The organism is Streptomyces sp. NPDC003077, from assembly GCF_040611095.1.
GTDB lineage: Bacteria > Actinomycetota > Actinomycetes > Streptomycetales > Streptomycetaceae > Streptomyces.
Genome location: NZ_JBEXNM010000084.1, coordinates 1 through 22,713, shown reverse-complemented (window position 1 = coordinate 22,713; position 22,713 = coordinate 1). Strand labels below are relative to the sequence as shown.

General features: G+C 70.7%; 18 protein-coding genes. 10 read left to right on the top strand and 8 right to left on the bottom strand.

The features are described from left to right. Nucleotides 1-90: 90 nt before the first annotated feature. Entirely contained in the window at nucleotides 91-987 is an 897-nt protein-coding gene (locus ABZX96_RS33875) for a DNA methyltransferase (RefSeq protein ID WP_355552013.1), read from the bottom strand. 41 nt (nucleotides 988-1,028) lie between these two features. Further along, nucleotides 1,029-1,574, bottom strand: coding sequence for a hypothetical protein (locus ABZX96_RS33870; RefSeq protein WP_355552010.1), 546 nt, complete (start codon nucleotides 1,572-1,574; stop codon nucleotides 1,029-1,031). A gap of 591 nt (nucleotides 1,575-2,165) precedes the next feature. Here ABZX96_RS33870 and ABZX96_RS33865 point away from each other — a divergent pair. From ABZX96_RS33865 to ABZX96_RS33820, 10 genes are all read left to right on the top strand, one after another. Next, the gene (locus ABZX96_RS33865; RefSeq protein WP_355552007.1) at nucleotides 2,166-2,936 is read left to right on the top strand and encodes a hypothetical protein; all 771 of its coding nucleotides are present in this window, start codon (nucleotides 2,166-2,168) and stop codon (nucleotides 2,934-2,936) included. 250 nt (nucleotides 2,937-3,186) lie between these two features. Then, nucleotides 3,187-3,543, top strand: a complete 357-nt coding sequence (locus ABZX96_RS33860) for a pilin (RefSeq protein WP_355552004.1) — start codon at nucleotides 3,187-3,189, stop codon at nucleotides 3,541-3,543. A 398-nt stretch (nucleotides 3,544-3,941) separates the two neighbouring features. Then, on the top strand, nucleotides 3,942-5,348 hold the full coding sequence (locus tag ABZX96_RS33855; protein WP_355552001.1) for a hypothetical protein: 1,407 nt from the start codon (nucleotides 3,942-3,944) through the stop codon (nucleotides 5,346-5,348). Nucleotides 5,349-5,352: 4 nt separating this feature from the next. Then, nucleotides 5,353-6,312, top strand: coding sequence for a PrgI family protein (locus tag ABZX96_RS33850; RefSeq protein ID WP_355551993.1), 960 nt, complete (start codon nucleotides 5,353-5,355; stop codon nucleotides 6,310-6,312). Continuing rightward, nucleotides 6,309-8,171, top strand: a complete 1,863-nt coding sequence (locus tag ABZX96_RS33845) for a conjugal transfer protein TraC (protein WP_355551990.1) — start codon at nucleotides 6,309-6,311, stop codon at nucleotides 8,169-8,171. Before ABZX96_RS33850 ends, ABZX96_RS33845 begins: the two co-directional genes overlap by 4 nt. Then, the gene (locus ABZX96_RS33840) at nucleotides 8,165-10,594 is read left to right on the top strand and encodes a type IV secretion system DNA-binding domain-containing protein (protein WP_355551987.1); all 2,430 of its coding nucleotides are present in this window, start codon (nucleotides 8,165-8,167) and stop codon (nucleotides 10,592-10,594) included. The genes ABZX96_RS33845 and ABZX96_RS33840 overlap by 7 nt, the downstream gene beginning before the upstream one ends. Before the next feature lie 42 nt (nucleotides 10,595-10,636). Further along, a complete protein-coding gene (locus ABZX96_RS33835) occupies nucleotides 10,637-11,647 on the top strand; it encodes a replication-relaxation family protein (RefSeq protein ID WP_355551984.1) in 1,011 nt (336 codons plus the stop codon). After that, on the top strand, nucleotides 11,647-12,609 hold the full coding sequence (locus ABZX96_RS33830) for a bifunctional lytic transglycosylase/C40 family peptidase (RefSeq protein WP_355551981.1): 963 nt from the start codon (nucleotides 11,647-11,649) through the stop codon (nucleotides 12,607-12,609). Before ABZX96_RS33835 ends, ABZX96_RS33830 begins: the two co-directional genes overlap by 1 nt. After that, nucleotides 12,606-13,478, top strand: coding sequence for a hypothetical protein (locus ABZX96_RS33825; protein ID WP_355551978.1), 873 nt, complete (start codon nucleotides 12,606-12,608; stop codon nucleotides 13,476-13,478). Before ABZX96_RS33830 ends, ABZX96_RS33825 begins: the two co-directional genes overlap by 4 nt. 141 nt (nucleotides 13,479-13,619) lie before the next feature. After that, a complete protein-coding gene (locus ABZX96_RS33820; protein WP_355551975.1) occupies nucleotides 13,620-14,417 on the top strand; it encodes a winged helix DNA-binding protein in 798 nt (265 codons plus the stop codon). A gap of 282 nt (nucleotides 14,418-14,699) precedes the next feature. Here the strand turns inward: ABZX96_RS33820 and ABZX96_RS33815 are convergent, their stop codons facing one another. The 6 genes from ABZX96_RS33815 to ABZX96_RS33790 all read right to left on the bottom strand — a co-directional run bounded on the left by ABZX96_RS33815 (nucleotide 14,700) and on the right by ABZX96_RS33790 (nucleotide 22,173). Continuing rightward, entirely contained in the window at nucleotides 14,700-15,461 is a 762-nt protein-coding gene (locus ABZX96_RS33815; RefSeq protein WP_355551972.1) for a hypothetical protein, read from the bottom strand. 3 nt (nucleotides 15,462-15,464) lie between these two features. Further along, complete coding sequence (locus ABZX96_RS33810; protein WP_355551969.1) at nucleotides 15,465-17,555, bottom strand: hypothetical protein; 2,091 nt, start codon at nucleotides 17,553-17,555, stop codon at nucleotides 15,465-15,467. Next, a complete protein-coding gene (locus ABZX96_RS33805; protein WP_355551966.1) occupies nucleotides 17,552-17,992 on the bottom strand; it encodes a hypothetical protein in 441 nt (146 codons plus the stop codon). The genes ABZX96_RS33810 and ABZX96_RS33805 overlap by 4 nt, the downstream gene beginning before the upstream one ends. Nucleotides 17,993-18,473: 481 nt before the next feature. Further along, complete coding sequence (locus ABZX96_RS33800) at nucleotides 18,474-18,992, bottom strand: hypothetical protein (RefSeq protein WP_355551963.1); 519 nt, start codon at nucleotides 18,990-18,992, stop codon at nucleotides 18,474-18,476. Nucleotides 18,993-19,219: 227 nt separating this feature from the next. After that, complete coding sequence (locus tag ABZX96_RS33795) at nucleotides 19,220-21,022, bottom strand: hypothetical protein (RefSeq protein WP_355551960.1); 1,803 nt, start codon at nucleotides 21,020-21,022, stop codon at nucleotides 19,220-19,222. Between the two features lie 50 nt (nucleotides 21,023-21,072). Next, entirely contained in the window at nucleotides 21,073-22,173 is a 1,101-nt protein-coding gene (locus ABZX96_RS33790; protein WP_355552049.1) for an AAA family ATPase, read from the bottom strand. Nucleotides 22,174-22,713 lie beyond the last annotated feature (540 nt).

Genomic DNA, 22,713 nt, shown 5'->3' with positions numbered 1-22,713 from the left:
GACCGACCGGCGACGATGGACGCTCCACTCCGGCCACATTGTCAAGGCCATCCGGCCGGTGCCCACCAGGCCCTTCTGGTTCTTTGGCCATCAGCAGGTGGCGTGCATGGGCGGATGCGCCGGCCCTTGTGCCGCGCGGCGCCGCCGATGGCTTGTCGGGGCGGTGAAGATGAGCAGGTCTTCGTGGGCGATGAGGTGGAGCGGGAGCCCTAGGCGGCGGGCGGTGCGGACGTTCTTCATCTGGAAGAACGACGGACGGGTGATCAACCGGCCCTCCCGGACGCCGGCCAGGAGCGCCACGCAGCGTTCGGCGGGTACCAGCCCGGCCTGCTCACCGGCGGCCAGGACGGCGGAGGGCAGGTCGATCAGTTCGCCGCGTTCGCGCCAGGGGCGGGCGGTGACGGCGACGGTGCCGCCCGGCCGCAACAGATGCCGGCAGTGGGCGAGGATCCGGGTGAAACCGGACAGGAGGCCGTCGGTGCCGGCGTGGGCGAGGTTGGCCGGATCGCTGCCGTAGCGGTAGTCGTGCTTGACCACACCGCGCTCCCCGGTCTCCCGGCTGGAGCGCACCTGACCGTGCAGCGAGTTCCCGTACGGCGGGGAGGTGACCACCAAAGCGACGCGGCCGTGGTGTTCGTCGGGGACCAGGTCCAGGACGTTGCGGGCATCGCCGCAGTAGACCTCGCCGGACCCGGTGCCACCGCGTTGGGTGGCGCGGGCCACATTGCGGGCGGCGAGCTGGGCCCAGCGGGACTCGTACTCCACTCCGAGCGCGTGGCGACCGGTGCGGACGGCTTCCACCAAGGTGGTGCCGATGCCGCACATCGGATCCAGCACGAGATCACCGGGGGCGGTGTAGTGGGCGATGGCCTGGGCGGCGATGGCCGGGAGCATCTTGGCCGGGTGAGCGGCCGAACCGGCAACGTAGCGGTCGGCGCGCTGGGCCGGGGCCGAAGTCTGGGCAGTCAGCCAGACGGAAGCAGGCATGGGAACCCTCCGAGAGATGACGGGATGGTGAGGGGCTGGGCTCAGTGCCGTTGGTCGGTGGCGAAGGCGAGCAGGTCGCTGTGGACCAGGCCAGGGGGCGCGCCCGGCGGCGGGGTGGCCTCGATGCGGTCGCCGTGCAGGTGGCCGTGGACGACGATGATGTGCTGCAGGTAGGTGAACCCGGCCGTACGGGCGCCGGCGACCAGAGCGCCGAGCGGGTCGCACAGCCGTCCGGCGGTGCGCTGCTGCCGAGCGGCGATCAGCAGCAGACCGCCACCGGCGAGCAACTGGTGGGCGCGGTGGAAGAAACCCGGCCAGTCATCGTGCTGGACCGAGTCGGGGTGGACGCCGGTGGGTGGGGTGGGCAGGGCGTCGGGGTGAAGTTCGGCGAGGATCACCGCCCGGCGGGCCATCGCCCCCAGGTGCTTCCCCGAGACGCGGGTGCGAGCATCCATGCCCGGCCGAGCGTCGGGGATGGTCAGGCGCAGCAGCGGCAGCAGGGGCTGGTCGGCCAGGCGGGGGCGGGTGAACTCGTCCCGGATGCGGTCGATGGCCCAGTCCGGCAGGACGGTGGACCCTGCGGCCACCGGTGTGGCTTCGTCCGTCGCAGCGGGCGTGGGCTGTTCGGGGAACCAGATGGCGGCCGGGGGCTGCGCGGCGTGCGGTCGGGTGGGCTGTGTCGGAGCGCAACGGTGGCTGAAGGTCATGGGAGTGCGCCGACGGCGCCTGCCGTCTCGTGCTGACACCTTCTATGGACAAAACCGGGCCCACCAGTGCCACAGCCACGGCCGCACAGTACGGATGGCTGCGTGCTCACCTCTCTGGTCCCAGAAAGCCGCTCAACACCGAGACCAGGCAAGGAAAACGCAGGTCAAAGCCCTTTTCGCCACCGCCCCGCCATGCTGCGGGAGCTCTCCGCCGAACCCAGCGCGATCCACACGCGCAAAGATTTTCTTCAAGATTTTTTCGCGGCTTCCACCTGCCCGGCTCGAGCAGAAGATCTCTCCTGCTCAGCGGCGGATCAGCCACCGGCGAGCCGGTCCCGATGGCCCGGACGTGGCGGTCCGGTGCCGAGCAAGGGGTCCGGAAGTGGTCGGGGAAGGGCGCGGTGGTGGCAGGGGCGCCTGGCGCGATGGCGACTGTCCACACGTCGTCGCCTCCCTTGAAGGAGTCGCACCATGCACCGCAACCTCTCCTCCCCGACGCCCGCCCCCTCGCCGCTGGCCGCGCTGGACGCGACCTTCCTGTCCCTCGCCCGCGGAATCAAGCCCGTAACCGTCCCCGCCACCCTCTTCACCGACCACCCCACCAACCGTCTGCTGCCCGTCGACCAGGTCCGCGCCCGTCTTGCCCACCCCTCCTGTACCCCTGAGACCCGGGCGCGAGTCTGGAGCTGGGTGGCCGTCCGGGCGCGCCGAGAGGGCGCGCCGTGGACGACGGTGGCCTGCGGGTTCGCCGTCCCCGCGCTGCGCAGGGCACTGGCCCGGTTGCCACGGCTGCCGCAGCTCGATGCGGCCGAGGTGGAGCAGGAGGCCCTGACCGCGCTGATGGCCGAGCTGGCCGGCACCGACCCGGCCGACCCGCAGCTGGCCCGCCAGCTGATCCGGGCGGCCGACCGCGCCGCCCACCGCCAGCTGCGCCAGACCCGGGCCCGGCACGTCGGCCGGGGCGGCGGCGAGGTCGTCACCGACCTGCCGCCGCTCGCTCCCGCACCGGCCGGCTCGGACCGCGACGAGTACACCGTGCTGTGGCAGGCCGTCGGCGACCAGATCGTCACGCCGGAGGACGCCGACCTGATCGCCCGCACCCGGCTCGACCTCACCCCGGTCGACGAGATCGCCGCTGAGCGCGGGGTCAGCCGCAGAACGGTCTTCCGGCAGCGGGCCGCCGCCGAGCAGTCCCTCGGCCAGGCCCTGCGCCATCGCCCGCACGTTCCGCCGCAGGGGTGACCGGCTGGCACCCGCCGTCCCGGAAACGTCCATAGACGGGTGAGGTCCTTCGCCACGGGGCGCCCCGACGGCAAACCTCACCCGGATTCTCCCGGGGCCCGGGCACGCCTCTCGTGCTGACACCGAGATCCGTCTGCCGCACACCCTCGCAAGGAGGTGCCGCGCCGCAGCGCCCCTCGGGCCCCGGGAGAACCCCCCTCCACCGACTTTCGCCAGCCCTTTCGTTCTCTGACGTGCCGGAGGTGCCGTCATGTCTCCGCCCCGCCAGCCCTCACACCCGCTTCAACCGTTCCGGAGAACCGGCACCGTCCTGGGTGCCGCCGCCGCGGCGTGCGCGATCGTGGTCTTCACGGCGTCGCCGGTGTGGGCGGTGGACACCATCCCCCAGGTCATCACCAACCTGCGCAACTGGATCATGGGCATCCTCGCCGGGCTGGCCACCCTGATCCTCACCATCGGCGGCCTGCGGTACCTGCTGGCCGGGGGCGACCCCAGCGAAGTCGACTCCGCCAAGCGCGCCATCCGGGCCGCCGGCATCGGCTACGGCCTAGCGGTCCTCGCCCCGGTCATCGTCGCCGTCCTCAAATCCATCGTCGGCAGCCCATGACCCCCCGGGCCCCCGCCTTGAGCCGACTCCTCGCCGCCACACTCCTCGCCTTCACCCTGGCATCGACTGTCGGCGGCGGGACAGCCCATGCCACTGCCCCCGTTGCGATGACCGCTCCGGCCGATCCGGCGCCCCGGCCCAGCCCTGTCGGTGCCCCATCTTCGGACGCGCCTTCCCCCGCGGCTCCTTCCACGCCACCCGGACCGGGCCCCTCCCCGCCCGCCTCCTCGCTCTCTCCGCCACACACCGGCAGTGGTCACGCTTCCCCCGCGCCGTCCCCAGGTCCCACCCCGTCCCCGGGCCCGTATCCGGAAACAGAGGCGGACGGTGGGAGCTGGCTGGGTGATCTCCTCGACCTGCCGAAGCTGATCTCAGACGCGCTCGCCTCGTTCTTGGGGATGTTCATCGAGCAGGCACAACGGCCCGTCTTCGCGCTGCTGGGGAACACCCTGCTGTCCACCCCTGACGTCACCGACAACCCGGCGCTGACCGAGCTGTGGACCGCCTCCTTGGCCACCGCCGCAGCGGCCTACGTACTGTTCGTCCTGGTCGGCGGGGTCTTGGTCATGGGGCACGAGACCATCCAGACCCGCTACAGGCTCAAGCAGATCGCACCCCGCCTGGTCATCGGCATCGTCGCCGCGATCAGCTCACTGACCGTCCTGGACCAAGCGATCACCCTGGCCAACGCGGTCTCCCAGGCCGTGCTGGGCAACACCACCATCTCGGGCAAGGGGGTGGCCCAGCAGTTGCTCGGTCAACTCCTTCTGCCGGGCAAGGGCACCCTGTACGGGCTGATCCTCGGCCTGATCATGCTGGCCCTCGTCTTCGGGGTACTGATCGGCTACACGGTGCGCATCACCCTGATCGCGGTCCTCACCGCCTGTGCACCGCTGGCCCTGTCCTGCCACGCCCTGCCCCTGACGGACGGCATCGCCCGGCTGTGGTGGCGTGCGACCGCCGGCTGCCTGGTGATCCAGCTCGCCCAGTCCACCGTCTTCGTCGTCGGGCTCAAGCTGTACTTCGCGCCGGACAACTTCCTGTGGGGCATTCCCAACCCCTCCCAGCTCAGCAATCTGCTCGCCGGGCTGTGCCTGTTCTGGGTGCTGGTGAAGATTCCCGGCTGGTCCGCCCGCGTCATCTTCCGCTCCACCCCCGTGAGCATGCCCGGAACACCGCTGCCGTTGCGGCTCCTGCGGTCGGTGGCGCTGGCGTACATCATGCGCGGCGTCTTCCGCGGCACCACTCCCACCCGCAATCCCTTCGTCCGCCCCGGCCGGGGCTCAACACCGCCGGGACCAGGCCAGTCACCGGGGCCTCCTCCCCCACCTGGCCGCCCTGGAGGTCCCGTCGGCGCAACGCCTCCGGGCCCTGGCACTCCCCCTCCCCCGCCGTCTCCCGCCGCTCCGCCGTCACCGCCGGGGACGGGCGGGGTACCACCGCCCCCAGGAGGCACCGCTGTGCATTCTCCTTCTCCCGGCCCCTCAGGCTCTTCCCCCTCGCATCGCGTTCCCCGTTCGCCGGCAAGCCGGAACGGACAGCAACTGCCACCGGTTACCTCCAGAACGCCCCCACCGGGACAGCCCGGTCACCCGGCGCAGACACCGTTGACCGGCGATGCCGACCGCCCGTCGCGCGGCAGCAGTACGCCGGCACCGGCCACCGCACCGCGCCCGCCGGGCGGTCGGCAAACGGTGCTGCCGATCCGTGTCGAGCGGGTCCGCTTTCGCCCCTCGCGGCCGGTCCAGTTGCGCCTCCCACTGGAGAACCCGACGCCCCCGGCACCGCGAACCCGCAGGAGGTGACGGCATGACACCCGACCGTGCGGAAGACGGCGACGCCCTGTGCTCCGCCCATATCCCTGCCGACATCGACCGTCCGGACCGCGTGCTGGGGCCGCTCACCGCCCGGCAGACCGCTCTCCTCGCCGGAACGGCCGGGGTGCTGCTGCTCGGCTACTACGCCACCCACCCATTCCTCGCGCCGCTCGCCTACATGGCGTTGGTGACGCCGATCGCGTCCGTGATGATCGCGCTGGCCCTCGGGCACCGCGACGGCATCTCCCTGGACCGCTTCGCCCTCGCCGCGCTCGCGCACTGGCGTTCCCCCAACCGGCGTCTACAGGCGCCCGAGGGCATCCCTGCGCTGCCCGACGCCGTACCGACAGGGCTCGCCGGCGCAGGCGGGCCGACGCCCGGAGTGCTGGACATGCCGTGTGAGGAGGTCCTCGACTCCGGCATCCTCGCTCTGGGACGGGACGGGTACGCCGCGCTCGCGACCTGCTCCCCGGTCAACTTCGACCTGCGGTCCGGAGCCGAGCAACAAGCCCTCACCGGGGCGTTCGCCCGGTGGCTGAACTCCCTCACCGGGCCGACACAGATCCTCATCCGCGCCCGCCGCCTGGACCCCGCCCCACTGGTCGACCAGCTCGCCCAGACCGCACCGGACCTGCCCCACCCAGCTCTGGAGCGCGCCGCGCTCGACCACGCCGCCTTTCTCCAGGAACTCGCGGTCCACAGTGACCTGCTGACCCGCCAGACCCTGATCGCCGCACGGGAACCGGCCAAGAGCCCGGCCCCTCGCCACCGCACAGGAACCGGGCCGGCCCGAGCCCGGCACCGCATCGCGGAGGCCGACCGCGCACTGGCCCCCGCCGACATCCAAACCATTGCCCTGACCCGGGACCAGGCCGTTACAGCCCTCACCGACCCAGACCCCCGCGGCTTCCTCGCCCAGGCCACAGCGGATCACACGGAAGGAGAGGGATGACCGTGACCGTCCGCGCACTGCTCCAGTGGCCCCGCCGAAGCCGCCAACCGTCCCTGATTTCGGGCCGCGAAGTGTTCACCGGGCTGGGCCCAGAGGCCGTCGAGGTGCGGGCCCGCTACCTGCAAGTCGGCGGGCACCTGGCCGCCACGCTAATCATTACCGGTTACCCGGCCGAGGTCCATCCCGGCTGGCTCCAGCCGCTGCTGACCTACCCCGGCCACCTGGACGTGGCCCTCCACATCGACCCGGTGCCCACCCCCGTCGCGGCCGACTCCCTGCGCAAGCAGCGCGCTCGCCTGGAATCCAGCCGCCGCACCGGCTTCGACCGGGGCCGTCTGGAAGACCCGGGCACCGAGGCCGCAGCCGCCGACGCCGCCGAACTGGCCCACCGCATCGCCCGCGGCGAAGGCAAGCTCTTCCGGGTCGGCCTGTACGTAACCGTCCATGCCCCCGACGAAGGCAGCCTCGCGGAGGAAGTGGCCTCGGTCCGGGCGGTCGCCGAGTCCCTGCTGCTGACGGCCGTCCCGGCCACCTACCGGGCACTGCCCGGCTGGCTTGCCACCCTCCCGCTGGGCATCGACACCCTCGCCGTGCGCCGCACCTTCGATACCACCGCGCTGGCCACCTGCTTTCCCTTCGCCTCCCCCGACCTCCCCGCCCCCGCCCCCGGACCGGCGGGCTCGGCGGTGCTGTATGGCGTCAACGCAGCCAGTTCCTCCTTGCTGCTGTGGGACCGCTTCGCCCAGGACAACTACAACTCCATCACCCTGGCCCGCTCCGGCGCCGGCAAGTCCTACCTGACCAAGCTGGAACTGCTGCGGCAGCTGTGCACCGGCACCGAAGCATTCGTTGTCGACCCGGAAGACGAGTACCTGCGCGTGGCCGAACAGGTCGGCGGCACCGTCCTCCGGCTCGGCGCGTCCGGTGTCCGCCTCAACCCCTTCGACCTGCCCACCGGCATCGAACACACCGCTGATGCGCTCACCCGCCGAGCACTGTTCCTCCACACCTTCCTCGCCGTCCTGCTCGGCACCGAGCCGACCGCGACCGAGAAGGCCGTACTGGACACAGCAATCCTGACCACCTACGAACGCGCCGGGATCACCTCCGACCCGCACACCTGGCACCGCCCCGCTCCCCTTCTCGGCGACCTCGCCCATGTCCTGCGCGAACGGGCTGACACGGAGAGCGCCGGGCTCGCCGAACGCCTCGCCCCGTACACCACCGGCAGCCACGCGGGCCTGTTCAACGGCCCCACCACCACATCCCCGAGCGGCCACCTCGTCGTCCTCTCCCTGCGGCAGCTCCCCGAGGAACTGCTCCCAGCCGGGATGCTGCTCGCCCTGGACGTCACCTGGCGCCAGGTCGCCCAGCCCACGACGCGCCGTAAGCGCTTGGTCGTGGTCGACGAGGCATGGCGGCTGATGAGTCACGGCGCGGGGGCGCAGTTCCTCTTCCGCATGGCCAAGGCCGCCCGCAAACACTGGGCCGGTCTGGCGGTGGTCACCCAGGACGCCGACGACGTCCTGGCCAGCGACCTGGGACGAGCCATCGTGTCCAACGCCGCCACCCAAATCCTGCTGCGCCAGGCTCCCCAAGCCATCGACCAGATCACCGCCGCCTTCCAGCTCTCCCGCGGCGAGCGGGACTTCCTGCTCACGGCCGAACGGGGCTGTGCGCTACTGCTCGCGGGTCGGCACAAAGCCGCCTTCTACGCCCTTGCCTCACCGGCCGAACACACCGTCGTCACCACCGACCCGGCCGAACTCGCCACCGCTCTCGCCACAGACTCCACCGATCCCGACGACGACGCTCTGGACCCGTACGGTGACTCACCCACCGGGGAGGCAGCATGCTGACTCCCTACGTACCGACGAACTCCGTCGACGGACCGCTCGGCCGCTATCTGACCAATCCAGAGACCGCCTGGACCGGGCTGACGCAAGCCGCCCTCGGCCTCGCCACCACATCGTGGCCCTGGCTCCTTGCCGGAGGGTCGCTCATCGCCGCGGCTGTCCCTGTGGCCCGTGCCGGATGGCGCCGCAGACGCAACGTCGCGCTCGCCGACCGCGCCCGCTGTATCACCATCCTCGCCCCGCCCAAGGTCGCCGAAAGCGGCGGTGAGGTGCTGTGGGGCCAGCTCACCGGACTCCTCCGTCCCTGGTGGCGACGCGTGTTCGGTGGCCAACCGCACGTGGCGTTCGAGTACGCGTGGAACAGTGACGGGCTCACCGTCCGGCTGTGGCTGCCCACCACCGTCCCCACCGCCCTCGTGCGCCGAGCCGTCGAGGCCGCCTGGCCCGGCGCCCACACCCGCCTGGCCGGACCGCCCGCGGCCATCCCGACCGGCCACCTCACCACCACCGGCCGACTCCGCCTCGCCCGTCCCGAGGTGCTGCCGCTGCGCACCGACCACGACACCGACCCGCTGCGCGCCCTGCTGCAAGCCGCCACCGGCATGGACCCCGACGAAACCGCCCTGGTCCAGGTTCTCGCCCGGCCCGCCACCGGAAGGCGCCTGCGCCGGGCCCGCCGCGCGGCCCGGCGTCTGCGGGGCGGGAACAACCCCTCCCGGCTCGGCGCGGTCTTCGACCTGCTCACGCGCGCCCCGCAACGCACCCACCCGCTCCCGACGGACCCTTCACACGGTGCCGAGGTACGACAGACCGTCAACAAGCTCGCCGGCCCGCAATGGGAGGTGGACCTCCGCTACGCCACCTGCCTCGCCCCCGCGAAACCGGAGAAGTCGGAGCCGGAAGAGATTCGTCAGCGGCTGCGGGGCCGGGCCCATGCCCTCGCCACCGCCTTCTCCCTCTACGCCGCCCGCAACTGGCTCGCCCGCACCCGAATCCACCACCCCCACACGCTGCTGGACGGACGGTGGTTCCCCCGCCGCGGAGACCTCCTGTCCGTCCCGGAACTGGCGGCGCTCGCCCACCTGCCCCTCGATCCCGACGCCCCCGGGCTCGTCCGGGCCGGCGCACGCTCCGTCCTGCCCCCACCCGCCATCCCCACCCCCGCTCCCGGCGCCGGGATCAAGCCCCTGGGGCAGTCCGACACCGGCCGCCGACGCCCGATCGGCCTGAAGGTCGCCGACGCACGGCACCACCTGCACCTGATGGGCTCCACCGGCTCGGGCAAGTCCACCCTGATCGCCAACATGGTCCTCGACGACGTCACCGCCGGTCGCGGAACCATCGTCATCGACCCCAAAGGCGATCTGGTCACCGACCTCCTGCACCGCCTCCCCGAGCAGTGCGCCGACCGGCTGATCCTTCTCGACCCCGACGACCCGCACGCCCCGCCCTGCCTGAACGTGCTGGAAGGCGCGGACATCGACGTCATCGTCGACAACATCACCGGCATCTTCCGCCGCATCTTCGCCGCCTTCTGGGGCCCGCGCACCGACGACATCATGCGCGCCGCCTGCCTCACCCTCCTCCTGCACGCCCACGCCCAGCACCAGATCGTCACCCTCGCCGACATCCCCCGGCTCCTGGGCGAGTCCGCCTACCGGCTGCGCGTCCTCCCCCTGATCACCGACCCCGTGCTGCGCGGCTTCTGGGCCTGGTACGAAACGCTCAGCGAACCCTCACGAGCGGCGGTCGTCGGCCCGGTGATGAACAAACTCCGCGCCTTCCTCCTGCGCACCTACCCCCGCACCGCCATCGCCGGCGGTGAATCGACCTTCCACCTGGACGACGTCCTCAACGGCGGCATCCTCCTGGCCCGCCTGCCCAAAGGTGCCCTCGGCGAAGAGACCGCCCGCCTCCTCGGCTCGTTCGTGGTCGCCAAGACCTGGCAGGCCGCCGCCGCCCGCGCCCGCACTCCAGAACACACCCGCATCGACGCCGGGCTCTACCTCGACGAATGCCACAACTTCCTCACTCTCCCCTACCCCCTGGAAGACATGCTCGCCGAGGCCCGCGGCTACCGGCTCTCTCTCACTCTCGCCCACCAACACCTCGCCCAACTCCCCCGCGACCTGAGCGAAGGCATCGCCGCCAACGCCCGCAACAAGGTCTTCTTCAACACCTCCCCCGGCGATGCCCACACCCTCGAACGACACACCCTCCCCACCCTGGCCTCCCACGACCTCGCCCACCTGGGCCCCTATCAAGCCGCCGCCCACCTCCTGGTCGACGGCTCAGAAACCCCCGCCTTCACCCTCACCACCCGCCCCCTCCCACCGGCCGTACCCGACCGAGCAGCACACCTGCGAACAGCCGCCGCGACCCACTTCGGCGGCACCACCAGCCGCTCCACCCGCCTGCCGCTGTAACACCCCGCGCTCCCACCCGGCACGATCAAAGGGGTCTCCGCCATGCCCGTCGCCGACCGCCCCACCGCCCGCCCGCGCTCCGCCTACGTTCCGCGCGCCGCCACCAAACGCCGCCGCCCCAGCCAACCCCGCGCCACACGCACCGATGTGACCACTCTTGCCGCCCGCCTCACCCCGCGCGACCGGTGGCTGACCGAGATGCTCCACGAACACCGAGTCCTGACCAGCCATCACATCACCACCCTGGCCTTCACCCATCACCGCTGTGCCAACCGCCGCCTGCGCGCCCTGTACTTCATGGGCGTCCTCGACTCCTTCCGCCCCCTGACGCTCAGCGGGTCCGCTCCGGAGCACTACACCCTGGGCCGGTCCGGCGCCGACATCCTCGCCGCCACCCGCGCCACCACCCTGGAAAGCCTCGGCTGGCACAAAGACTTGTGCACCCGCACCGCCTTCTCCCCCACCCTCGACCACGACCTCACGGTCAACGACCACCTCGTCACCCTCGCCGCCGCACACCGCACCAACTCCGAGGAACGGCTGGCCTTGTGGCTGTCCCCCCGGTCCGCCACCCGCCTGTGGGGCGACTGGGTCCGCCCCGACGCCTACGCCCACTGGGCCCACGGCCCCAAGGTCGTGCCGTTCTTCCTCGAACACGACACCGGCACCGAGCGCCCCCTCACCCGACTCGAAGCCAAACTCCCCGGCTACGCCAGCCTGGCCGCGACCACCGGCACCCGCACCGCCGTACTGATCTCCACCAGCACGCGCCACCGGGAGCGGGCCCTCCACGCCCGGCTCACCGAAACCACAGCCCAGATGCAACTCCCCATCGCCACCACCTGCGCCGAGCTCGCGTCCACGACCGGACTGGCCGGTCCCGCCTGGCTCCCGGTGAACCATGCGGGCAACGGCAGGCTCACACTGGCAGCCCTCGCAGAGCACTGGCCGGATCTCTCCCCGGCCATGACCACGAACAACGAGGCGCCGCTCGGCCAGCCGGCCGCGTGGCAGCCTGTTTCCCCGCTACCGCCCGGCCAAGGTGATCACTAATGGCCACAGCCGTCAAAGCGGTACTCGGCATCACGGCCGGAGCACTGCTCCTTACACTCCTCGCCGTTTCGGGAGCCACCGGACTCACCAACGGCACGGCGTCGGGGCCACCGGCTTCCGGCACGGCACCATCACCCAGCCGGAAGGCACTCCAGGACATCCCATACCGGATGCTGGCGCTGTACCGCCGCGCGGCTGCCGTCTGCCCTGGCCTGCCCTGGACCGTGCTGGCCGCGATCGGCAAGACCGAAACCGACCACGCCCGCCACCCCCACATGATCTCCACCGCCGGAGCCATCGGCCCCATGCAGTTCCTCCCCACCACTTTCCGCGCCTACGCCCACCCCGTACCACCCGGCGGACACACCCCACCCACCCCCTGGGACCCCATTGACGCCACCTACGCCGCCGCCCGCCTGCTGTGCGCTCACGGCGCCCGCCACGGACACGACCTCCCCGGCGCCATCCACGCCTACAACCACGACCACGCCTACGTCGACCAAGTGCTGCGCACCGCCGCCACGTACGGCGCGCGCGACCGAATCGCGAACCCCGGCGGCAGAGACCGCCCCCCAACTCCCCAGGCCGCCCTCGCGATCATCTACGCCCGCAACCAGCTCGGCCGCCCCTACGTCTGGGGCGGAGAAGGCCCCACCCGCAACAGCATCGGCTTCGACTGCTCCGGCCTGACCCAAGCCGCCTACGCCGCAGCCGGAACCCGCCTCCCCCGCACCGCCCACGACCAATACCGCGCCGGCCCCCACATCCCCGACCACGCCCGTCTGCTCCCCGGCGACCTCGTCTTCTACGGCGCCCCCACCCACGTCCACCACGTCGGCCTCTACGTAGGCGCCGGACGAATGATCAACGCTCCGCGCCCCCGTCACACCGTCCGCGAAGAGCCCTTCCGCTTCCCCGGGGACGACTACCTCGGCGCAACCCGCCCCACCCTCCGCCCATGAACCGTCAACCGGACGCGGACGACGCCGAAGCCCTCCTGCGATCCCTCACCCGCGCCCTGGCAGCCGCCGCCCTGCTGACCGCCGTCTTCACCGCCGTCAACGTCACCCGCTTCGCCACCGCCCACGGCGTCCCCTGGCCCATCGCCGTCCTCCTGGACCCCATGGTCGCCCTCGCCCTCGCCACCGTCCTCCTGGCCGACGCCCGCCTGGCCTCCTGGGGCATCCGCCCACCACGCTGGTCCACCGCCCTGCGCTGGTTCACGGCCGTCGCCGCCACCCTGATGAACGCCTGGACCTCCCTCTGGCCGGACGGTCACTTCGGCTGGCCGCGCCGCGCCGATCCCGCCGGAGTGCTCCTGCACACGGTCCCCTCGGTGCTCCTGATCCTGCTCACCGAAACCGTCGCCGCCTACCGCAACCGCATCGCCGAACTTCTAGCCGTACCGCCTCCAGGCCCCTCGGCCACGGCACACGAGCGCCTGCTCCTTGACAGCGCTCCCGGTGGTGCTCCCGCCGGAAGCCCGCTCCTGGCGGGAGCACCACCGGTCCTCAGCGCAGCATCAAACGATGCGTCCCGCCCTGCGAGCACGAGTGGAGTCGGCTCACCCACCGACCCACACTGGCCGACATACCCCAACGGCACAGATACCGATCACCTGCTCGCGTCCGCCCTGGATCTGGACGCGGAGCACCGCTCCCGGACCGGGCAATCAATGAGCATCCGACAACTCAAGCAAGCGCTGCATGTCGGCCACACCCGCGCCAAAGCCTTGCGCTCACAGATCGACACGCACCGCACCAGCACCGTTCCCAGCCCCGCTCCGGAACGCTCCCGAACATCTCGTGACACCCCGACACGCACCGCTTGACTTGTCGCCCCACCGACGGCTCCATGGTGGTCGCGCCGACGGGATCATCGCGATGCGCACGCACCCGACGGCACCGCGGCACCACGCCGCTCCCCGGCCGGGGACCCCCACACCCTCTCTGATCCCCGTGGAGGTCCCGTCATGTCCCACCCCACCCACACATCCGAACCAAACCCGAACCCGCCGGCCCCCAAAGCATCGGCTGACGCGCTGACCGGCGCACACGCCAAGATCTGGAGCGCCCTTACCACCGCCCCCGGAAAGACATCCGCCGCCCTTGCCGAAGCCGCCGGAATCGGCCGCTCCACAGCCGGGAAGGCCCTCGCCACGCTGGAAGACAGCGGACTGGCCCGTCGCCAGCGAGGAATCCCGCACGGCAAACAGCCCATGCCCGACCAGTGGTACCCCAACCGGACGGATCAGCCCGCCACCCCGTCCGGGAGCAACGCACCAACCCCGCTCCGGGAACAGAAAGAAGTCACTCCCAGCCCGGACGCCACCCCAGCTCCCGAGAAACCGCGGAGCAACCTCACCCCGGACAAAGCCCCCGCCACATCGGAAGCCCAAACCGAGCCCCCCACACAACCTGCTGCAAACAACACCGCCCCAGAAAAAGCGGTCGACACAACACCACCTCGTCACCCTGACGACACGCCCGAAGGCGCACCCGCCGCCGAAACGCCCGCGTCTCCGCGCCTGACCGTCCCGGCCAACGGCGGCAAGCCCCGGCTTGTGCCGGGCGCGCTGCGCGCAATGGTGCTCGAACATCTCCGAGCCCACAGACACGCGGAGTTCACGGCGACCGCCATCAGCCGGGTTCTCGGCAAGAGCTCCGGCGCCATTGCCAACGCCCTGGTCACCCTGGAGAAGCAGGGACACGTCACCCAGGTCAACGACCGACCTCGGCGCTACCAACTGCGGGCGTCCACCGCCCGATAGCGCGATACCAGTGACGAAGTGGCAGGCACTGAATCAGCGCCTGCCACTTTCATGACCAGGCATGGTGACCCGTTAGCAACGGCGCTCCACCTTCGGTGGGGACGGCTTCAGCGCAGGGTCACTCGTCGGCTCCGGCCGTCCTGGTTCTCCTCCGTGTTCTACCAGCCACGGGCGCGCCAAGCGCCACGCGGGCCAGGGGGTACGAGGCGGCAGCAGCCAACACGGAGCGTTCGAACTCATAGCACGTCCCGCGCGGAGTTGCTCCGCAGCTTGGGTGGTGGCTCAAATTTCGCCCTCCGGTGCGGGCAGGGCGCGGCCGTCAAGAAGAGCTGCCGCCTTCGCGGCGTGTTCGGGACGGCCGGCGTGGTGCATGCCTCCTGCCAGCAGCGCGTAGAGCATCTGCTTCTGGGACAGATCGGGGAAGCTATCCAGGAAATCCCTGATCAATTCGAGTGCTTCGAACTCGACGGCCCGCTCGTGCGTGGGACGGTACTGGGCGAAGGACTGCGTGACGGTTCGCACGGTGTCCTTGCTCGGTGGATGTGCCCAGTCGGCGTGTTCCTGCTCGATCCACCGCGCCAAGACAGCCGCGGGTTCGGCGAGCTCCCTGGCCAGCGCCTCCGTCTTCTGCCGGCGCAGGACATCGGCGATCGCCTGGTTGCGCTGAGCAGTGAGCAGCGCCGCCATGGCGGACTGGTCGCCAGGCAGAAGATCCAGCGTGAGCGCGGCTCGGAAGACGATGGGCGCGCTGCCGGGCAGGGAACGTGAACGGCCGAGATGCACCCCGAGCGCGTCGCGTGCGGATACGAGGTCGGCAGGGTCACATGTGCGGGCGAACTCGATGGCAGCCTTTCGCAGCACCTGACGTATCTCCGCGGCGGTCTCCTCGACAGGTTGCGGATAAGGCGGATCACTGACCTCGGTCACGGAGATCCGCGCCGCGAAGGCGATGCCGTCGTGGAGGCTGGGCAGGCGTACGTCGAAGCGGCTGGCGTGCCGCAGTGCTCTACGGGTACGACGGCGCGCCCAACGACTGGCGGTCACGGATCATGACCCCCACGGTGAACCGGCTGCGGGCAACACGTCCGGGCCGGGAAGCCGAAGCTCTTTGCGCAGGTCGATGACGGCCGCGTCGTAGCGGACATCTGGTTCGCCGAACACCAGGGCGGAGATCGGCGTGGACATGAGGTGCCGCCCGACGACTTGGCGCAGGATGTCCGTGACCAGGTCCGCAGAAACCAAGTCGTCAGCTACGCGTGCGTGAGCCCAAGCTATGAGCAGGTCACCTGCCTCAGAGTCGACCCGCTCGTCCGACAGCACCGCGCTCCAGCCGCGAACCAGCGCCTCCTTCACCTCTGTCTGTTTCTCGGCAGCCGCCAGCATCACCCTGAGGACGAAGGGGTCGGTGCGCGGGTCCAGGAGCGAAAGGAAGGCTCGATGACCGGCCAGGTGGCGGGGCTGGACGGCCCACTTGCTGACCACCCCCCAGACCAGGGGCAGCTGTCGGTCCTGGCCTGCCATCGCACATAGGGCTTCCTCGGCCGTGGTGACGGCCGTGTCCCGCTCGGTACGGTCCAGGATGTGGCGCAGGCGTACGAGCGCCTGATGGGGATAGTGGTCGGCGAACGTGGTCTGGCAGACGAGAGCGACGGTCTTGGCCACGGACTCGGCGCTGGCCTGAGCCCACTTGAGGAGCCGGGCCCGAACGGTGTGGCCGAGGGCATCGGCCTCCGCGGCGGTGGCCAAGACGCGCGCGATCAACTCCAGGTGCTCGGAGGTATCGTCGTGATCGATCCAGTTGCGGATTTTGTCGATGACCCGGATGTCGTTCTGTGCCATGGCCAACTCGACCAACAAATCGCTGATCGCTCCCAGACGTCTGGCGCCCACCTGCTGCCGTGCTGTCAGGCCACTGAGCCATTCCAGAAGCGGGTTGTGGATGTCTGGGCGCTGTTGCCACAGATGCAGCAGCACAGCCCGTGCGTACCCCGGCTTGTGGCCGAGGGTAACGCGTCGCTCCTCTACACGCGCCTCCACACTCTCGAACCGACCCGTCAGGTCCGGCCCGGTCAGGATGGTGCGCACGTTCTGTTCCGAGACTTCGCCCAGCAGGGTGCGAGCCGCACTTTGAACAGTGAGTGCGTCCTCACCACTGAGGAAGACGGAAGCGATCAGCAGCGCCCGATCGTCGGCGTTGTTCCTGGTCGCGTCGAATACCTTCTTGATCTCGTCGCGCCATTCCTGGAACGCGGCTATGGCGTTCCTCAGGCCCTGCTGCGAGTGCTCCTCGGCAGCCAGTTTGGCCGCCAGCCGAACAGCTTCGCCTGGGCTGCTGCTCCGGGTCAGCAGGTGTGCGGCCCCACCACCCGACTGCGCACTGCTGGAGTCGGCGCTGAGCCAATGGACCCGATCGGACTTGTGATGGACGTGTTCCAGGTGCGCGATGGCCACCCGATGGGCGTCCGGCCGGACCGTTGCCCGCGCGACCGCTTGCGCCAAAGTTCCCGAGGCGCCCTCCGGCCAGTCCCGGTCATTGGAGACGACGACCATGAACGACCCTTTGCGGCGCAGTGTCTCTGTGTACGCCACCAGAGCCCTGGCTACCTTGGCCGGGTCCTTCCAGGTTCCGATCTCTGCCGCGACATCCAGCAGGTAGCCGGTGCCGGGCTCCTCGGGAAGCACGGAGGTGTCCGGGACCTCGGGATCGTCCCAGTCGGGCACGATCTCCAGCAGCGCGGGTAGCCGGCCCTCGGCCCCTTGCTGGGCCTGTGCCGCATCCCACAGTGCTTTGACTCCCGCGGTACGTTTGCCGTAGCCGGATGGGCCCGCGATCACCGCGAGTGCCGGCCCCTCGCCTGTGAGCAGCGCTGTGGCGCTGGCCACGGTGGTGATGGGCTCGCCTTGGGATCCGATGCTCACCCAGGCCGTGCGCACCACGTCGAGTTCTGCCTTGGAGATGGGCGTGACGGGCAGCAGCTCTTTCCCGGTCATCGTCACCGAGCCTGCCGCGACGATGATCGTGGAGCGGTCATTGCCCTCCACATTCACGCTCATCGCCTCGGACGCGGCCTCGGGCGGTGTCTCTGGCGGGAAAGGAGGCACGGGCGGAGCGCTGTTGGGGGCGGCGTTCTCACTCACTTGTCATCGCCATTCGTCCGGTAGGTGATGCTGTTGGCACTCAGTGAGCCGCCGGAGATGACGACTTGGCTGTTGGTGTTGTTCTGCACGTTCGCCTGGACCCTGTGGCCCTCCTCCGCCGAATCCGCCTCGTCCACCAGAGCCTGGAGCTCGGCCGCCGTCTCAGGATGATGCTGCAGGAACGCCGCCAGTTGGATGAACAGTTGCTGCCGCAACGCCTCGGCCACTGCGTCGCGCTCACCCTCCGGACACTCGGTCAGCCGCACATGTGCAGCGTCGATGATGCTCAGCTCCTGCTGCGCGCGCTCCTCACTACCCCGTCCGAAGAACCGCGCCACCCTTGTACGGAAAGACGTCCAGCCGCTTTTGGCCATCTCTGCGACAAGGACGGCCGCCCCGCCGGTGGCGACCTCCATGATGTTCAGCGCATCCCCCATGATCCATCCCCCGGGAGTGAAGAGACATCGGCATATTCGACAGCTCAGAGTGCAGGGCCGCGTCGTCTGCGGCAATCCGAAACGCTCGCGCCATAGATAAATGGCCACTCGCGACGCGTAGATATTCCGCCACGGCCTGCCTGAAGAAAGCTGCCAGAAGCGGAATGGATCAAGGGACTTCCAGGAAAGAGCCCTGCTCCAATGGGTCCGGCCTGCGAGAACCAGTCAGATGCGGATGATATGCACCACCAGGAAGAGGCGGAAAGACGGTGGCAGCCTGCACGGGGAGCGGTGCTGTCGTCGACGGAGCCGGGTCGGTCTGATGCTGTGCATCGCCTCCTCATCGGCTACAAGCTGGAGCTGGTACAGCTCCCGGGCCCTCACACACTGGTATTAACTTGTGCGATGTCCCCGGCGCCCGCACTTCCTGCTTACCTCGGAAGGTGCTACGACAAGGGCGGGCGCCAGGAGGCGAGCATCGTCAGCGGCGTCCGCCGCATCCTGCGTGTCCGCAGCCTCCGCAGTAGCCGCCGCTGCTACACGAACATGTACAAGCGCGACCGCTCACTTCGCGTCTGGCGGCATAGGTGACCGCCCGCTCCGCAAACGCGGCCTCCGCTTCGCTGTGATTCGTTGACACACCTGCCCGGGTCAGGGGCACGGTCAGGCTCTGGCCGGCCGCACGCAGTAGGCGGGCCTGTGTGCGGTGCGGGCGGCGCTCTACCCGCGCAAGCAGGACGCCGAGTTCCGGATCGGTCAGTCCGGCTGGGAGCGCTTTGGCGGCCACGCACAGGTGCCAGGCGGCTTCGGCGACCAGCCACTCCCGCACTGCGTACGGGACCGGGTTGGTGTGGCTCTCCTTCCAGGTGGTCTCGATGGCCGTGGCCAGAAGCTCGGGCAGTTCCTGGCGTACGGCGGGGGCGTTGTCGAGGACAGTTCCGGCGCGGTGGAGCGCCTGGCCGATGAGTGTGCGGTAGATGGCCACCGTCGGTGCTTTCACGGTTTCTCCTCGATTCGGTGGGTGCCCTGGCGGGCGTAGGGGCCAGGGTGGGTTCGGGGCGGCAGCGGGCCTGGTCCGGCTGTGTCGGTGTGTCCGCTGGGATAACGGTCTGTGTGTGGTGCGGGGGCGCCCTGGAGGCTGTGTCGGGTTCCGGCTGATGCCACGGGAAAGGCATCAGGGAGTGCGGAGCCCGATGTCGAAGGTGGGTACGGCACCAGGCGGAGGGGTCAGCGGGCGTTCGTGATCGCGGAGGTGGCGGCCTTGGCGATCGCGGTGACGGCGCGGGCCGGGTCGGCGAGGACCAGGGGCGTCGCGCCGTGCAGTGGCCGGGGGTCAGGTGCGAAGGCGAGCCAGAGGACCGCGCAGCCTGCGGCGTTGAGGGCTTTGATGCGGCTCGCGGCTTCGGCTGCTTCGTCGGGGAGGTAGTGGCCGTCGGAGGCGATCACCAGGAGGCGGCCCGCCCCGGGGTTGGTCAGGCCGAGTCCGGCGGTCAGGGCGTCGGTGGCTTCGGCAAGGCAGTGGCCGCATCCGCTGGCCGTGAACTCGGTGACCTGGTGGGGAGTGCGGCCGGGGGCGGTGAGAGCGGTCAGGGAGGAGCAGTAGGCGACGGTGGCGGTCTTGGAGTCGGGGTCGGTGAGGGCGGCGGCTTTGGCGACGATCCAGGCCGCCGAGGCGATCGGTGCGGTCGCTTCGTGCATGGACCCGGAGATGTCGACGGCGATGCCGACGCGCAGCGGTGGGCTGGGGATGTTGCGGCGGTGCACGTGGACCCAGGGTTGGGCGGTGGGGGTGGTGCCTGCGGCCTTTTGGGCGTCGCGGGCCAGCGCGCCGCGCATGTTCAGGCGTCCGGGCGGGGCGGCCGAGGTGGTGACGGTCGCGGTGCGCTCGCGGTAGGCGGCGGCGCGCAGTGCCCTGGCCAGGTGACCGGCAGCGGACTTTTCGGCTGGGGACGGTGGGCGGGTACCGGTGATCGGTGATCGGGTGCGTGAGGCGCGGGTGGTTTTGCGTGGGGTGAAGGGGCGCTGCCCGGGCCCGAAGACCTTTTCCGCGAGTTGGCGGGCTTCTCGCTCCCACGCGGCCTGGGCGGCTTTCGCCTGTGTGCGGGCGGAGCGGGCGGCGTCGATCGCCGCCTGGACGGCCTCATTGGCGGTGACGTTGGTGGCCACTTCGCCGATCGCCTTGGCGAGGTCGCCCTGGTGGCCGCTGCCGGGCGCGGGCTCGGGTTCGGGCTGCTCGGGCTCGGCGCCCAGGGCATCGCACCAGGCACGGGCGTGCACCAGCATGGCCTGCCCGTCCCCGTCGGCGGTCGTCAGGGCGGCGCGCCAGATGGCGGCGAGGGTGTTGAGCAGGTCGGGACCGAGGATGGTGGTGACGGCGGTTTCCACCGGTTCGGTTTCGTCGGGGGTGAGGATTCCGGCGTCCCGGCGGGCGAGGACGAGTCCGGCGGCGAAGGCGGCCTCCCAGCGGTCGGCGAGGCCCTGTGCTGCGAAGTCCGGCATGACAAGGGTGGTGGCACTGGCGCGCAGGAATCGGCGGTCGGCGGGGCGGCGGGCGATGTGGGCACCTTCGATGCGGGGTTCCTCCAGCATCGCCGCCGCCCGCCCGACGGCGGTCGCTTGTAGGGGTGGTGGGGCGATCCAGGTGCTGTGGACGGCGTGGGCGGCCTCATGGACCAGGACGCCCCAGGCCACCGGGTAGCGTCCCTCGTCGCCGACCCGGTCCGGGTGGATGGTGGGAGGCGGGTGCGGGGCGAAGAGGGCCGTGTCGATCTCGATCTCGCACAGTGCCGGGTAGAAGGCGGCGGGGGCGCCGGAGCGGGTGCCGTGCTCGCAACTCACAATCAGGTCTTCGCGTCCGGTGAGGCCAGGGAGCCGGTTGGCCAGGGCGGCGGCGATGCGCAGCCACTGCCGGGTGTCCGGGGTGGTGCGGGGTTCGATGACCGGTCCGCCATCGTCCTCCCAGCGGGCGGTGGCCAGTTCTGCTTCGGTGGGGGGCGGCGGGGCGTGGTGGATGTGGGCGGGTGCGGGCATGGCGGGGTTCGCTTTCGTGGGGCGGCGGGGGCGGGGCTGCGGGGTGGGGGTCAGAGTTGGCGGCCGAGGGCCAGGGCGGTGGCGGGGCGGCCGGTGGCCTTGGTGACGATCTCGGCGACCGTGTCGCGGTCTTCGAGGGGGGCGATGCCGACGAGGTTGGCGAAGGCGGCGTCGGGCCCGAGGACGTCGGTGATCTTCTGGAAGGCGATCAGTTCCCGCAGTTGCGGGGCCCAGCCGAGTTCGCCTGCTTCCTGGCGGGCGGCGATATGGCGGGCAATGCGGACCGCCGTGCGGTGGATCTTCAGGGCGGTGGCGAGGTCGTAGTCGGAGCCGACCTGGATCTGTACGCTGAACCGGCTGGCAAGGGCCTCGGTGAGGACGGCCCCGTGCACGCCCGGGTTGTGTCCGGCGACCACGTAGAACCCGTCGCTGGCGGTGATGGTTTCGCCTTTGTGGGCCTTGACCTGGATCTGCCGCCGTCCGTCCATCGCCGGGTAGAGGGCTGCCAGCACCTTCGGGGAGATCAGGGTTGCGTCGTCCAGGAGTAGAGCCCGGCCTTCCTGCATGGCGATGACCAGGGGGCCGTAGACGAACTCATAGCCGCCTTGCTCGTTTTGGGTGTACTCGCCGATCAGGTCCCCGACCGTGGTGTCACCGTCCCCGGCCACCGTAATCAGGTCGCCGAACGCCGCCTCGATCAGCGAGGTCTTCCCGGTTCCCGGCGGGCCGTAGAGGAGGACCGGGACGTTCGCCTGGCGCAGCCGCCACAGCGCCTCGACGTCGGGCAGGTTGGCGAGGGCTCGCGGGTGGTAGCGCTGCCCGTTGGGCCGGACGATCGGCTTCGGTTTCCCGTTGGGCGTTGGGGGCGCCGGAGGGGAGGCCGAAGCCGTTGGCGGAGTAGACGCTGGCCCGGTTGGGACCGGGGCCGGGCGGCCCTGGCCGGGCGGCGTGGCTGCGGCACGGCGGGCGGCAGCGGGCGTGGCGGCGGTCGCCTGGTATTTCCGGGGCTGGGTGCAGGTCCGGTCGGCCTCGCCCCGGGCAACCAGCGTTTCGCAGGCGTTGCCGACCGCGCCGCCCGAATGCCCCACCTGGTTGGCCAGTTCGGTCACCGAGAATTGCCCGCCGGGCTGCGCGGCGAGGATTCCGGCGATCCGGGCACGGAGTTCTCCGGGGCGCGCTTTGGTGCTGGAGGCGGTAGGGGTGGCGGGTCCGGGCGGGGGCGGCGTAGTCATGGTGTGGCTCCTGTGCGTGGGGGTGCGGGGTTACTTCTCGGCGGGCGGGGCCGGGCGGGGGATGATCGGCCGGGGCGGGCGGGGTGCGGACTCCAGGGGCCGACGCGGGCGGGGAATTCGGGGAATGACGCGGGCGTTGTCATCTGACCAATTGCTCATTGCGGGCTTTCCTCCTGGTTTTGGCCGCACTTCTCCCGAACGCGGAATTCTCGCACGAGGTTAAGCGCTTTCCTATTTCCCGCTTCCCGGGAACGATTCAAATATAGCTCTGACAACGGGCGCGTCCATCATAAAGGCCGACTGGGAAATGCTGGAATTCCCTTTAATTCACGAGCCTTTGCGGGATGAATTCACCGGCTCGCGACCCGAAGTATCGTGCTTGGGCGTTTTCACGACGGGTTCGCAGGCGGCCCCGGCGGCGCGGCCCCGGCGGCGCGGCCCCGGCGGCGCGGCCCCGGC